The following is a 13,135-nucleotide window of genomic DNA, read 5'->3' as shown; positions in this document are numbered from 1 at the left end:
GTTAATCTATTATTTTTCGGTTGGGTTATCGGTATGATTGAGAATCTTCACCAGTTTCTCGCGCCGGAATACGGCGTGTTCAAATTCGTTGGTGAACTTGATGGCATGGTGAGGACATGTAGTCACACACATCTGACAGAAGGTGCAACTGCCCAGGTCATACACATATTTATCTAACACTCGCTTGGTCTTACCATCTTCGGTGGTAATCTTCGACGCCTCGATCTTAATCGTCCCGTTGGGGCAATTCATCTGACAAATACCGCAAGCCACACATTTGTGCTGCCCGTTTTCATCGTAAATCAAGGTCAACGTACCTCTGAAACGCTCGGGGATTTTCAAGGTCGCCCGGTTTTCGGGATACTGTTCGGTAACTTTCCGGCTCAAGAAGTATTTACCGGTAACCCCCATTCCTTGAAGAAGGCTCAGCAATCCTTTCCAGAAAGATGTCATGTAATTTTTTAAACTTCCCATAAATTTCTTTATAGAACTCTTATTTTATTAGTTAACACTATGGTTTATTTCGTTCGTCAAAAAGAGCCTGGCACACCAAGCTCCCAATCTCGATATATCAATCTTGTGCGCCTTGTCCTCCTGCAATATCCAACAACTCGGAAGTAATGCTTTGCTGACGCAACTTGTTGTATTCCAGTTGCAAATCGTCCAACAATTCTTTTGCATTATCGTTTGCCGACTGCATGGCCATCACCCGTGCCGCCTGTTCCGAAACCCGGTTCGAACTGATAGCTTCCTGCATATTTGCCAAGACATAAAGCGGCAGTACCTCATTATAGATGGTATTCACATCGGGCTCGAACAAGTAGGGCTTATTGCGCTCGACCTTCTCGCCGGTAACCAAATCGCCGGCCGAGATAGGCAATAGCTTGCGCGTAGCCAACAGTTGTTTACTGGCACTCTTGTAATGGGTATATACGACCTCTATTTCGTCGATTTTGCCTGCCAGGAAGTCGCGGGTAAGTTCGCTCGTGAAACGGGCAATCTCTTCGCCCGAACTCTTGGCCGTCATGTAATCGACTACGGCAATCTCCACACCCTTGCCCACCAGTTTACGGGCAAATTGAGAGGCTTTCTTTCCTACCGGATAAACAACAAACATCACGGAATTACCGGCCTCTTCACGCCCCCGGTTTATCAGCTCGAGTGTGCGTTTAAACAGATTCATGTTGAATGCGCCACACAATCCCTCGTCCGAACTGAGCAAGACTACGGCCCTCCGCTTCACGGGACGTGCCTCGGTGAGCGGAGAACTGTATTCTGCATCGGCAGAAATAAGATGATTGATAGTACGCTGAATCTGATCCCGGAACGGCCGAACACGGCGCAAAGCCATATCGGCTTTGTGCATCTTGGCCGACGAAATCATCTTCATCGCACCGGTTATTTTTTCGGAAGAAGCGACCGAGCCGATTCTTCCTTTCAAGTCGCGCATTGATGCCATAGTTTATGCCTTAAATCGGTTAGCCACCTCGGTAGCGACTTCGGTCATCAGGGCGGCAATCTTGTCGTCGAGATGTCCTATACGCAGTTCGTCCAGGACCTCGTGGCTATATTTTGATTTCAATATCTGCAAATACAATTTCTCAAATTCGGCTACCTTCTCGAGGGGTACATTGTGCAACAGGCCTTGCGTACCGCAATAGATGATGGCAATCTCCTCCTCGACAGGTATCGGCGAGTATTGGGGCTGAATGAGGATTCGCTCGTTCTTGCGACCCTTGTCGATGGTCATGGCCGTTACGGGGTCTACATCGCCACCAAACTTGGTGAACGACTCGAGCTCGCGGAACTGGGCCTGGTCGATCTTCAGGGTACCGGCAATCTTCTTCATGGCCTTCACCTGAGCATCGCCACCTACACGCGATACCGATATACCTACGTTGATGGCGGGGCGCACACCCTGGTTGAAGAGGGCGGTCTCCAGGAATATCTGACCGTCGGTAATCGAAATTACGTTGGTAGGAATATAGGCCGATACGTCGCCGGCTTGAGTCTCGATGATAGGCAATGCCGTGAGCGAACCGCCACCTTTTACCATCGGTTTCAAAACCTCGGGCAGGTCGTTCATCGAAGCGGCAACCTCGTCGTTGTCAATAATCTTGGCTGCACGCTCGAGCAGACGGGAGTGCAGATAGAAAATATCGCCCGGATAGGCTTCACGACCCGACGGACGGCGAAGAATCAGCGAAATTTCACGATAGGCCACAGCCTGTTTCGAGAGGTCGTCGTAGATGACCAGAGCGTGACAGCCACGGTCTCTGAAGTATTCGCCGATAGCGGCTCCGGCAAACGGTGCATAGTAGCGCATCGCAGCCGAGTCGGAGGCGTTGGCCGCCAACACAACCGTATAGTCGAGCGCTCCATGCTCCCGCAACGTATTGACCAAGGCAGCTACCGACGAGGCTTTCTGTCCGATAGCTACATAGATACAGTACAAGGGGTCGCCGTTTTTGTAATTTTCTCGTTGGTTGATAATCGTATCGATGGCGATAGCCGTTTTACCGATCTGGCGGTCGCCGATAATCAACTCACGCTGTCCGCGGCCTATGGGCACCATCGAGTCGATGGCCTTGATACCGGTCTGCAAAGGCTGGTTCACAGGCTGACGGAAGATTACACCCGGAGCCTTGCGCTCGAGGGGCAATCGGATGAGATCGCCCTGGATAGGCCCTGCACCGTCGATAGGTTCACCCAACGTGTTGATAACTCGACCAAGCAAACCTTCGCCTACGGGCAGAGAAGCAATTTCGCCGGTACGGCGAGCCGTCATATTCTCGGTAACCTTATCGACATTATCGAGCAAAATGACACCCACATTACTCTCCTCCAGGTTCATGGCCACGCCGTGCACGCCGTTTTCAAACTCGATCAGTTCGTTGGAGCGCACATTGTCGAGCCCGTACACATGGGCCACACCATCACCGACTTCGAGAACAGTACCTACTTCTTCGAAATTGATTTTGGAATCGACCTCGTCGAGTTGTTTTTTCAATATATCCGATATTTCACTGGGTTTTATCATATCACTTGCTGTTTAGCAATTTCAAACGCAATTTTTTTAATTCACTATTGACCGAAGCATCTAATTGCATCGAATCTACGCGCAAAATAAATCCGCCGATAAGGGTGGGATCTATTTCATAAACAAATTCCAGCGTCTTGTCCGTTTGCTTTTTCATAAGGTCACCGATACGGCCCAGCACCTCTTTAGGCAAAGCGGTAGCCGTGGTTATCGTCACCCGGGCAATGTGATTGGCCCGACGGTAGATATCCTGATAGGCCAACCCGATAGACCTTACAAACGTTTCGCGACGGTTCTTGATAACTAACTGAACAAAACGGAGCAGGTAGTCGTCGGGCTTTTCACCGAAAGCCGATGACAACACCCGTACCTTGTCCGATGGAGATAGAGCCGGGTTACCCAATATCTTGGAAAACTCTGGATGTGTCTTGAAGGCATCATCAAAGCGTTTCATCTCTTCATAAATTGCCTCGGCTACACCATGTTCCCGGGCATATTTATAAAGAGCCTTCGCATATCTATTCGGTATTAACCCCTCGTTCATGTTCTATTAGTTTTGATTCTCAATTTCATTCAACAGTTTGTCGACCATTTCGACCTGGGTCTTGTCATCGGAGAGTTGCTTACGCACCATCTTCTCGGCAATTTGCAGGGCAAACTGGCTCACCTCGCGACGGAACTGGAGTTCCGACTCTTTGCGAGCCTGCTCGATCGACACGGCCGCAGCGTCCATCACTTTTTTAGCTTCTACCGAGGCAGCCTGACGAGCTTCTTCTATAATCTGAGTCTTCATCTGGGCTGCTTCGTGCAGAATCTCCATTTGTTGTTTCTGCGCTTCGACCAAAAGAGCTTTGGCTTCGGCCTGTGCGTTGTCCAGGTGCGATTTTGCCTCTTGGGCATACTCGACCCCTTTGTCAATGAACTCGGCTCGTTCGTCGAGGCTGCGCAAGATGTACGGCCAGCCAAACTTGGCGAGTATGACAAACAGGATGACGAAGACAACGAACATCCAGAATACCAACCCTATTTCGGGCGTGAACAGTTCCATATCTTATGATTAGATGAACAAGGACAGCACGCAAACGATTACAGCAAACAGGGCAACACCTTCGACAAGGGCTGCAATCACAATCATGTTGCTTCGAATATCGCCACTGGCTTCGGGCTGACGGGCAATAGCATCCATTGCCGACGAACCGATCTTACCGATACCTACACCGGCTCCGATAGCTGCGATACCAGCACCAATACATGCTCCCAATTTAGCCAGACTTGCGCCGGCTGCTGCTTGTAATAAAATCATTCCTAACATAATGTTTGTTGTTTAGAGATTATACACTTATTTTATTTTTCTACTTTTTCTGTTTTTCCTTCATGATGCCCCTCGACCTGTGCCAACGAAATGAACAGCGTCGAAAGCATCGTAAATACATAGGCCTGGATAAACGATACCAGGGTGTCTATCATCAGCATGAAGAGCGAGAAGAGCACCGATATGACGGTTATGCCGCCTACGACCACGGCACCAAAAGCGCCGAAGATAAAGATGAGCGAGATGAGCGACAGGATAATCATGTGACCACCCATCATGTTGGCAAAGAGACGGACCATGAGGGCCGCCGGTTTGGTGAAGATACCAAACACCTCGATGAGCGGCATGATGGGAAGCGGGAACTTCAACCACAGAGGCACATCGGGCCAGAAGGTCTCTTTCCAGTACTCCTTGGTTCCTTTCACATTCACCACGATAAAGGTACACAAGGCCAACACCATGGTGACGGCGATATTGCCTGTCAGGTTGGCTCCACCGGGGAAGATGACTATCAGCCCCAGCAGGTTCATCAACAAGATGAAGAAGAATATCGTAAGCAGGTAGGGGGCAAAACGGGGGGCCTTGTCGCCCAGCGTGCTCTTGATGACTCCCGTATAGATAAACTCGATGAGGAACTCGATGGCTCCTACCCCCTTACGAGGTGCCTTGTAGTGCTTCTTCTTGTACCAGCGAGCTACCGAGAGCACACACCAGAGGCACAACAGAGCGGCGATAATCAGGGCCAACACGTTTTTCGTAATCGACAAATCGAGCGGCCGGTAACGGTTGCCCTGGTCGTCGACACTCTCGACCTTGCCCTTGTTGGGGCCGTCTTGAGCAATATAGAAACCCTCGTACTGCTGCCCGTGTTCGAGACGGCTCGACCAGAAGATGTTCCAGTCGCCCTTATAGTCTCTCACAATAACCGGAAGCGAGATCTTGTGCTCGTGCGAGAAAGGCAACTCCCAGCTATATTCATCGAGCAGGTGCTTAAAAATCGTCTCTTTCGGGTTAAAGGCTTTCTCCTCTTCCGTGCCGCTCGTCTCTTGAGCCGACAGGTTGAACGAAAAGGCCATCAACAAAAAAGCTACTATGTATGCGATTTGTTTTCTCATCTCTTTTTACTCCAGCAATTACCGTATGCACACAGCCACACGGTTGTTATCCACATCGACAAACCCGCCACCGACAGGTACCGAATGGCGTTCGCCTGCCGTCACATATTCAATGGTACCGGCATCGAGCGTCGAAATCAGCGATGCATGATTTTCAAGAACGGTAAACGAACCTTGGGCACCCGGCAAGGTGACCGATTCGACCTCTCCCTGGAAAAGGATTTGTTCCGAAGATATAATTTCAAGTACCATAATTCATTCCTCTTTTTAGTGAGCCGCTTGGGCCTGCTCCAACAATTTCTTACCCTTGGCAATAGCCTCGTCGATCGTACCTACGTTCAAGAAGGCTTGCTCGGGATACTCGTCCATCTCGCCGCTGAGAATCATCTTGAAACCGCGAATCGTCTCCTCGAGCGGAACCATCACACCGGGCACGCCGGTAAACTGTTCGGCTACATGGAAGGGTTGCGAGAGGAACCGTTGTGCTCGACGAGCCCGGTTTACCACCAGCTTGTCCTCGTCAGACAACTCGTCGACACCCAGGATAGCGATAATATCCTGCAACTCGTTGTAGTGCTGCAACAACTGTTTCACGGCCTGAGCCACCTGATAGTGCTCCTCGCCCACGATATGGGGGTCGAGAATACGCGAGGTCGACTCCAGCGGGTCTACGGCCGGGTAGATACCCAGCTCCGATATTTTACGGCTCAACACCGTAGTTGCATCCAGGAAGTTGAAGGTCGTGGCCGGTGCGGGGTCGGTCAAGTCGTCGGCCGGCACATAAATGGCCTGAACCGAAGTGATAGATCCCTGCTTGGTCGAGGTGATACGCTCTTGCAATTTACCCATCTCGGAGGCCAGCGTCGGCTGATAACCTACGGCCGAAGGCATACGGCCCAAAAGCGCCGACACCTCGGATCCGGCCTGAGTGAAACGGAAGATGTTGTCGATAAAGAGCAGAATCTCTTTACCACCGCCATCGGAGTCGCGGAATTGCTCGGCAACCGTCAAACCGGCCAGAGCCACACGCAAACGGGCTCCCGGCGGTTCGTTCATCTGGCCGAACACCAAGGTGGCCTGCGACTGGTTCACCTGCCCCATATCGACATCCTGCAGATTCCATTCGCCACGAGCCATACCCTCCTCGAACTTCTTGCCATACGACATGATACCCGATTCGATCATCTCGCGCAAGAGGTCATTACCTTCACGAGTACGCTCACCTACACCGGTGAATACCGAGAATCCGTTGTGTCCCTTGGCAATGTTGTTGATAAGTTCCTTAATCAGCACGGTCTTACCTACACCGGCACCACCGAACAAACCGATTTTACCACCCTTCGAATAGGGTTCGAGCAAATCGATTACCTTGATTCCCGTATAAAGTATCTCGGTACTGATAGAGAGGTCGTCAAAAGCCGGAGCCTCCTGGTGTATCGATTTCAATTCGGTATAATCCAGAGCAGGAAGGTGGTCGATCGTCTCGCCCAACACATTCATCAAACGCCCTTTTAACTGTGAGCCCGTAGGCATTGACAAGGGCCGTTGCAAGTCGATTGCTTTCATACCGCGGACAAGACCGTCGGTAGAATCCATTGCGACGCAGCGTACCGTATTTTCACCGATATGTTGCTCCACTTCGACAATCAGGTCGGAGCCGTTTTCACGCTCGATTTTCAGTGCAGCATAAATAGGCGGCACGTCGTTACCTTCGCCTTCGAAGGTGACATCGACAACCGGCCCGATGACCTGCGTGATATATCCAAATTTATCTGCCATAGCTTTACCTCTATTATCAGTATTATATTTTATCCATTAAAAGTGCAGCCCGTAAATCACGATGAGCACCATTACAAAGAGATTTATCAAGTTCAGCGGTAACAAGTATTTCCACTCGAGACGCAACAGCTGGTCGATTCTCAAACGAGGGAAGGTCCACTTGAACCAAATGATTATAAACGAAATCACAATGGCTTTACCAAAGAACCAAACCACCGACGGGATATAGTCCATAACGTGGTTGAAGCTCTCCCATCCGGGAATATGCAACGGCATCCAACCTCCCAGGAAGAGCAGCGAGGCTACACCCGAAACAATGAACAGGTTCAAATACTCGGCCAGATAGAAGAAACCGAAGTGGATACCCGAATACTCGGTGTGATAACCTGCCGTCAACTCACTCTCGGCCTCGGGCAAGTCGAACGGGCCACGGTTGGTCTCGGCCGTACCGGCAACCAGGTAAATGAGGAAAGCCACGATGGCGGGGATATGACCCGTGAAGATGAACCAGCCGTTGTTCTGTGCCTCGACGATACCGGTAATCGACATCGTACCGGCAAAGACTACCATCGTCAACACCGACAACCCGATGGAGAGCTCATAGCTCACCATTTGAGCACCGCTTCGGATGGCACCGATCAGGGTGTATTTGTTGTGGCTCGACCAACCGGCCAGCAGGATACCCAGCACGCCAATCGACGATACGGCTATCAGGAAGAAGATACCGATGTTGAAATCGATCACCTGCAACCCTTTACCGAAAGGCAAGCAGCCGAAGGCCAACATCGAGGCCACAATAACCAGATAAGGAGCCAGATTGAACAGGAACTTATCGATGTGGCTCAACGAGATCAACTCTTTGATCAGAATCTTGAACATATCGGCCACGCTCTGGAATATACCGTAGGGGCCTACTCGATTGGGACCCAGACGGCATTGGAAGAAGGCGCACACCTTACGCTCGAAATAGATGTAGAACAGGGCCAACACCGCATACAACAGCAGCAGCGCCACGCCTACCAGTACAAATTCAATCAGCAAAGCTCCCCAGCCGGGCATTACACTCCTCAACAAATTATCTATCCAGTGGGTAACTATCGAAAAGTCGAACATAACTTATTCTTTAATTTATTTTTGATTACTAATTATCTGTCCATATCGGGGATTACATAGTCGAGCGAACCGCCGATGGCAATGAGGTCGGCAATTTTACCACCACGACACATCGGGTCGAGCCCGCCGACCAGCGGCAAGCAGGCCGAGTTGATTTTCAACCGATACGGATTCTTATCCCCATGACTCTCGATAAAGATACCTATCGGGCCACGACTGGCCTCGACCTGACGGAAGTAACGGCCTTCGGGCAGTTTGATAATAGGTTTCATCTTCAGTGCATAATCGCCCTCGGGGATATTGTCGATGAGTTGTTCGATGATGTGGATCGACTCCAGTATTTCATCCATACGCACCATGTAGCGGGCAAATACATCGCCCTCGGTGCGGACAATCTCTTTGAACTCTACCTTGTCGTACATGGCATAGGGGTGGTTCTTGCGCACGTCGCAGGCCCAGCCCGAAGCACGGCCCGACGGGCCGGCAATGCCGTACGAGATAGCATCCTCGCGAGAGAGCAGACCTACGCCTTTCATACGTTGCTGTGCAATCACGTTGCCCGTAAAGAGGGTGTGATAGTCTTTCAGCATGCCGGGCAAGTAGGCGCAAAACTCTTTCACCTTGCGTTGGAAGTCGGGATGAATGTCGGCCATAAGACCGCCAATCGTATAGTAGTTGAAGGTCATGCGGGCACCACAAGTCTCTTCAAAGATGTCGAGTATTTTCTCACGATCGCGGAAACCGTAGAAGAAAGCCGTCGTTGCACCCAAGTCCATGCAAAAGGTTGCATAAAAGAGCAAGTGCGACGAGATACGCATCAACTCATCCATGATGGTGCGCACATATTGTGCACGGGCCGGGATTTCGAGTTGAAGGGCATCCTCGATACAGAGGCACACGGCGTGACGGTTTTGCTGAGCCGACAGATAGTCGAGACGGTCGGCAAAGTGGAGTGTCTGCGGATAGGTGAGCGATTCGCACAACTTCTCGATTCCGCGGTGTACATAACCGCAATAGACATCGATTTTCTTGACAATCTCACCCTCGAGCGAGGTGCGCAGACGCAATACACCGTGCGTAGCGGGGTGTTGGGGACCGATGTTCACGACGAACTCTTCGGGTGCGAATATCGTGTTGGTGCGCTCCTCGAGTTTACCGTCGGGAGTCTCGACAATAGCGTGCGTTACATCGTCGACAGCCTCATGCTCAAGCCGAATGGGGTTAACCTCGGGGCTGGCATCGTAGTCTTTGCGCAGGGGGTATCCCACCCAGTCGTTGCGCAGGAACAACCGGCGCATGTCGGGGTGGTTGATGAAGCGGATGCCGAAGAAGTCGTAGACCTCACGCTCGTACAGATAGGCCGATTTCCAAAGGTCGGTAACCGAATGGAGCAACGGGTTTTCGCGGTCGGCCGTTTCGACTTTCACCGAAACTTGAGAATTGTCGGCCGTGCATGTGAAATAATAGACACAACCCAAGGTCTCGCCCCAGTCCATGCCTACGATAGAAACCAAATAGTCGAAGTGCAGTTTGTCGTGCAAATAGAGTGCCAAATCGTGCCACTTGGCATCGGGAACCGACACTTCCAGAATGGTTCCTTCTACAAAGGTAGCCTCCGGCAGAAAACTGCTTATTTCTTGCTGTATGTTTGCCATATAGGTAACTTATATTATTTTCCTAATACTTTCTCTCGTTTTTCCTGACGATTTACGCCACCGAAGAATTTCTCCACTTTCACCTTACGTTGCAACTGCATCAAGCCGTAGAACATGGCTTCGGGTCTCGGAGGACACCCCGGGATATAGACATCGACCGGAAGAATTTCGTCAACTCCTTTCAATACGTGATACGATTTTCTGAACGGCCCGCCCGATACGGCACAACCACCCACGGCTACCACATACTTGGGCTCGGCCAGCTGGTCGTACAACCGGCGCAATACAGGCGCCATGCGGTGTACGATGGTACCGGCTACCATCACAAAGTCGGCCTGACGCGGACTGGCACGAGCTACTTCAAACCCGAAACGGGCCATGTCGTACCGCGCTGCGCCGAGCGACATAAACTCGATACCGCAGCAACTTGTCGCAAAGGTAAGAGGCCACAGCGAGTTGGAGCGGCCCCAGTTGATAACCTCGTCAAGGCATCCCACCACCACATTGGTATTGGACGCTTTGAGTTCATTGATAAGCTGTTCAATATATTCATTGTCTTTGAAGTCTTCATACTTCATCGATTTGATTTTCACTTCCATTCGAGTGCTCCTTTCTTCCAGGCATATACCAATCCCAGGATAAGTACTACCATGAAAAATAAAATATTAAATAATCCGGCTACACCTAAATCTTTCAATATAACCGCCCAGGGGAACAAGAATACCGTTTCGACGTCGAACATCAGATACAGAATGGCAAACAGATAATAGCCTACCTTGAACTGCATCCACGATTCTCCTCGCGAGGGGATACCACACTCATAGGGCTCTCCCTTTTGCGGATTGAACGAGCGTGGCGAAATGAGGCCGGCTATCAACAGAGCCGCTCCTACCAGCGCCAATCCGGTAATCAATACAACTACAAATAGTGCAGAATTCATACGTTAATTTAGTTTGTATTTATTTTTTATTTTCCTTTCCAAATAACAAAGCCCCGTATTGTCACGAATGCAATACAAGGCCCGGTTGATAATTGTTATACACGAATCCCGAAAAAGAGATACGACACGGCCCTGCCATACAACCCTTCGTGCAGTTCCATATCGCCTTATTCCATTCCGAGACTTGCATATAAATTCTATTTTATTTCTATTCAAGGGGTTAATGCCGCAATTTCAGATATTCCCGAGCAGCGTTGTCCGTCCAGAAATCCTTCGTTTTACTGCAAATTATCCCTCGAAAATTTTTGTCGCACAAATATACAAATTTTATTTTCAACAAAAGGCCAAGGGTTTGTTCTTTTTTATTTTTATCTGCATTTGGAGCCGAATTATCCGGGATTTGGGACAGTCCCATAAAAAAGCCGAGCGACAGCCTTATGGCTGCCGCTCGGGCATATATCGAGCGAGTCGATTCGATTACAAGGTATCGAGAGTCTTGAGGGCCTCGATAATCTCGGTATTCTGCGGATCCAGTTCGAGCATCTTGTTCCAATAGTCTTTGGTAGCAGCGATGGCCTCGTTTTTCTTGGCGGGATTGGTTGTCTGCAGATAGTTGTAGTAACCCAGGTATTTGTAAGCCTCGATGTAAACACGTTTCGTAGCGGCCTTCTCTTTGTTGGTAGCATCCTGGTCGAGGATACCCAGCGTCTCTTCATAGAGCGGTTTGGCCAAGCCCTCTTTCAGTTCGGGGTCACGCACGGCGGCGGCACGGGCACGCCACAGATAACCGCGGTAGTCCGTCGGAGAACGCTCTACAACCACCTGGAACATTGAGTCGGCTTTAATCAGATACATGTCGCGCAAGGGGATGCTGTCCATGGCAGCCTGTCCGGCGCTGTAACAGATCTGACCCAGCAGATAGTAGTCCATCACGCGTTGGTTGTTTACGGTGTCGGCAGCCATGTATTGCTCGTATACGCTGATGGCATTTACATAGTCTTTGTTGCGCTCGTAGGTATCGCTCAACACTTTGAGAATGTCGGTACGGGTGTTGTCCAGTTCGTAGGCTTTCTCGTATTGTACGATAGCCTCGGCATATTTTTTCTCTTTCGAGAGGATGTCGCCATAGGTCAGGTAATCACGAGCGGTGAATACGTTGTCGCCGGGGTTCATGCCCAGGAACTCGATGGCAGCCTGCTCGGCAGCCTCCATGTTGCCCAACTCGTAGTTGTCGTACATGACGATACGGCGGATTACGAAGTTCTCGGGGTCGTGAGCCAAAATCTCTTTGGCCAGCTCCAGCGACTCGTCATAGCGCTTGCCGTAGAAGAGCAGCGTAGCCAGACGGGGACGGTCGGTCTGGAAGTGGTTGGGATTCTGCATATACTTCTCATAAGCGGCAGCGGCCTTGGTGTATTGCGAGTTTTTGTAATAGGCTTCGGCCATTTCGCGCTGTGCAATAGCCGAGTTGGGAGCGATCTCCTGCAGCTCCTCGAGTTTCTGGATAGCCAGCGTGGGGTTGATGTCGAAGTAGATGTGCGAATACTTTACATAAGCCTCGATACAGTTGGGATCGAAATAGATGGCGTTTTCATAGCGTCCGCAAGCGTCGCCATACTTCTGTTGGTCTACCAGCACATCGCCCTCGAACATGAAATAGTCGGGGTATTTCTTATCGGCTTTGTACGATTTCTTCATATACTCTTCGTAGCCGGGGGTACCGGTTTCGTAGTAGGCTTTGGCAATTGCCAGATTGATACCGGCATCTTTCTTGTTCTTACCTTTGAGAGCCTCCTTGAAATATTTCTCGGCCTCTTTTTCGGCAGCTTCCTTGTCCGAACCGGTCAAAGCGAGTTTACCTTGGCCTACGTTATTGTAGGCATAGAGGGGATCTTCGGTGAGACCTTTCTTGTAATATTCGGCAGCCGTGGTGTAGTCTTTGTTACCGAAAGCGATTTCACCCAGGTAATAATACGATTCTGCCTTATTGGTTCCTGCATCGTCGAGCGTACGCTCCAACAGGATTTTTGCCCGATCGGGCTGACCCGCTTTGAAATACTCTATTCCATCGGTATAGCTGGCAGCAAAAGCGGTCAACGAGCCGGCAGCAAGGAACAGTGAAAATAAGAATTTAAGACTTGATTTCATTGATATATATTTAAGTTGATAATTTTCTGCTTA

Annotated in this window: 14 protein-coding genes; all 14 read right to left on the bottom strand. The window is 50.2% G+C overall.

The annotated features are described in order from the left end of the window. Nucleotides 1–9: 9 nt before the first annotated feature. A complete protein-coding gene (locus tag NW211_RS08180; protein ID WP_087408863.1) occupies nucleotides 10–474 on the bottom strand; it encodes an NADH-quinone oxidoreductase subunit I in 465 nt (154 codons plus the stop codon). A 97-nt stretch (nucleotides 475–571) separates the two neighbouring features. Next, nucleotides 572–1,459 carry an ATP synthase F1 subunit gamma gene (atpG, locus tag NW211_RS08175; protein ID WP_241147836.1) on the bottom strand — a complete coding sequence of 296 codons (888 nt, stop codon included), beginning with the start codon at nucleotides 1,457–1,459 and terminating at the stop codon, nucleotides 572–574. A gap of 3 nt (nucleotides 1,460–1,462) precedes the next feature. Beyond that, complete coding sequence (gene atpA / locus NW211_RS08170; protein ID WP_087408865.1) at nucleotides 1,463–3,040, bottom strand: F0F1 ATP synthase subunit alpha; 1,578 nt, start codon at nucleotides 3,038–3,040, stop codon at nucleotides 1,463–1,465. A gap of 1 nt (nucleotide 3,041) precedes the next feature. Next, nucleotides 3,042–3,584, bottom strand: coding sequence for a F0F1 ATP synthase subunit delta (locus tag NW211_RS08165; RefSeq protein ID WP_087408866.1), 543 nt, complete (start codon nucleotides 3,582–3,584; stop codon nucleotides 3,042–3,044). Nucleotides 3,585–3,590: 6 nt separating this feature from the next. Continuing rightward, nucleotides 3,591–4,088, bottom strand: coding sequence for a F0F1 ATP synthase subunit B (gene atpF / locus NW211_RS08160; RefSeq protein ID WP_087408867.1), 498 nt, complete (start codon nucleotides 4,086–4,088; stop codon nucleotides 3,591–3,593). Nucleotides 4,089–4,097: 9 nt separating this feature from the next. Further along, nucleotides 4,098–4,352, bottom strand: coding sequence for an ATP synthase F0 subunit C (atpE, locus tag NW211_RS08155; protein ID WP_087408868.1), 255 nt, complete (start codon nucleotides 4,350–4,352; stop codon nucleotides 4,098–4,100). 32 nt (nucleotides 4,353–4,384) lie between these two features. Next, nucleotides 4,385–5,467 (bottom strand): F0F1 ATP synthase subunit A, encoded by a 1,083-nt coding sequence (gene atpB / locus NW211_RS08150; protein WP_087408869.1) that lies wholly within the window; start codon nucleotides 5,465–5,467, stop codon nucleotides 4,385–4,387. 18 nt (nucleotides 5,468–5,485) lie between these two features. Then, a complete protein-coding gene (gene atpC / locus NW211_RS08145; RefSeq protein WP_087408870.1) occupies nucleotides 5,486–5,719 on the bottom strand; it encodes an ATP synthase F1 subunit epsilon in 234 nt (77 codons plus the stop codon). A gap of 15 nt (nucleotides 5,720–5,734) precedes the next feature. Then, nucleotides 5,735–7,246: a F0F1 ATP synthase subunit beta gene (gene atpD / locus NW211_RS08140; RefSeq protein ID WP_087408871.1), complete on the bottom strand. Its 1,512-nt coding sequence runs from the start codon at nucleotides 7,244–7,246 to the stop codon at nucleotides 5,735–5,737. A gap of 36 nt (nucleotides 7,247–7,282) precedes the next feature. Continuing rightward, entirely contained in the window at nucleotides 7,283–8,359 is a 1,077-nt protein-coding gene (gene nuoH / locus NW211_RS08135; protein ID WP_258327520.1) for an NADH-quinone oxidoreductase subunit NuoH, read from the bottom strand. A gap of 32 nt (nucleotides 8,360–8,391) precedes the next feature. Then, on the bottom strand, nucleotides 8,392–10,014 hold the full coding sequence (locus NW211_RS08130) for an NADH-quinone oxidoreductase subunit C (protein WP_258327519.1): 1,623 nt from the start codon (nucleotides 10,012–10,014) through the stop codon (nucleotides 8,392–8,394). A gap of 14 nt (nucleotides 10,015–10,028) precedes the next feature. Beyond that, entirely contained in the window at nucleotides 10,029–10,613 is a 585-nt protein-coding gene (locus tag NW211_RS08125; RefSeq protein WP_087408874.1) for an NADH-quinone oxidoreductase subunit B, read from the bottom strand. Beyond that, a complete protein-coding gene (locus NW211_RS08120) occupies nucleotides 10,604–10,954 on the bottom strand; it encodes an NADH-quinone oxidoreductase subunit A (RefSeq protein ID WP_087408875.1) in 351 nt (116 codons plus the stop codon). The genes NW211_RS08125 and NW211_RS08120 overlap by 10 nt, the downstream gene beginning before the upstream one ends. A 477-nt stretch (nucleotides 10,955–11,431) precedes the next feature. After that, nucleotides 11,432–13,102: a tetratricopeptide repeat protein gene (locus tag NW211_RS08115; RefSeq protein WP_258327518.1), complete on the bottom strand. Its 1,671-nt coding sequence runs from the start codon at nucleotides 13,100–13,102 to the stop codon at nucleotides 11,432–11,434. Between the last annotated feature and the right edge of the window lie 33 nt (nucleotides 13,103–13,135).

Source organism: Barnesiella sp. ET7 (assembly GCF_024733785.1).
Lineage (GTDB): Bacteria > Bacteroidota > Bacteroidia > Bacteroidales > Barnesiellaceae > Barnesiella > Barnesiella merdigallinarum.
The sequence above is the reverse complement of the archived record's forward strand: the minus strand, read 5'-3'. Positions and strand labels throughout refer to the sequence as shown.

Bases quoted from the DNA above. Each gene is read 5' to 3' on its own strand.
- NW211_RS08180 (WP_087408863.1), bottom strand. From the start codon at position 474: ATGGGAAGTTTAAAAAATTACATGACATCTTTCTGGAAAGGATTGCTG.
- atpG (WP_241147836.1), bottom strand. From the start codon at position 1,459: ATGGCATCAATGCGCGACTTGAAAGGAAGAATCGGCTCGGTCGCTTCT.
- atpA (WP_087408865.1), bottom strand. From the start codon at position 3,040: ATGATAAAACCCAGTGAAATATCGGATATATTGAAAAAACAACTCGAC.
- NW211_RS08165 (WP_087408866.1), bottom strand. From the start codon at position 3,584: ATGAACGAGGGGTTAATACCGAATAGATATGCGAAGGCTCTTTATAAA.
- atpF (WP_087408867.1), bottom strand. From the start codon at position 4,088: ATGGAACTGTTCACGCCCGAAATAGGGTTGGTATTCTGGATGTTCGTT.
- atpE (WP_087408868.1), bottom strand. From the start codon at position 4,352: ATGTTAGGAATGATTTTATTACAAGCAGCAGCCGGCGCAAGTCTGGCT.
- atpB (WP_087408869.1), bottom strand. From the start codon at position 5,467: ATGAGAAAACAAATCGCATACATAGTAGCTTTTTTGTTGATGGCCTTT.
- atpC (WP_087408870.1), bottom strand. From the start codon at position 5,719: ATGGTACTTGAAATTATATCTTCGGAACAAATCCTTTTCCAGGGAGAG.
- atpD (WP_087408871.1), bottom strand. From the start codon at position 7,246: ATGGCAGATAAATTTGGATATATCACGCAGGTCATCGGGCCGGTTGTC.
- nuoH (WP_258327520.1), bottom strand. From the start codon at position 8,359: ATGTTCGACTTTTCGATAGTTACCCACTGGATAGATAATTTGTTGAGG.
- NW211_RS08130 (WP_258327519.1), bottom strand. From the start codon at position 10,014: ATGGCAAACATACAGCAAGAAATAAGCAGTTTTCTGCCGGAGGCTACC.
- NW211_RS08125 (WP_087408874.1), bottom strand. From the start codon at position 10,613: ATGGAAGTGAAAATCAAATCGATGAAGTATGAAGACTTCAAAGACAAT.
- NW211_RS08120 (WP_087408875.1), bottom strand. From the start codon at position 10,954: ATGAATTCTGCACTATTTGTAGTTGTATTGATTACCGGATTGGCGCTG.
- NW211_RS08115 (WP_258327518.1), bottom strand. From the start codon at position 13,102: ATGAAATCAAGTCTTAAATTCTTATTTTCACTGTTCCTTGCTGCCGGC.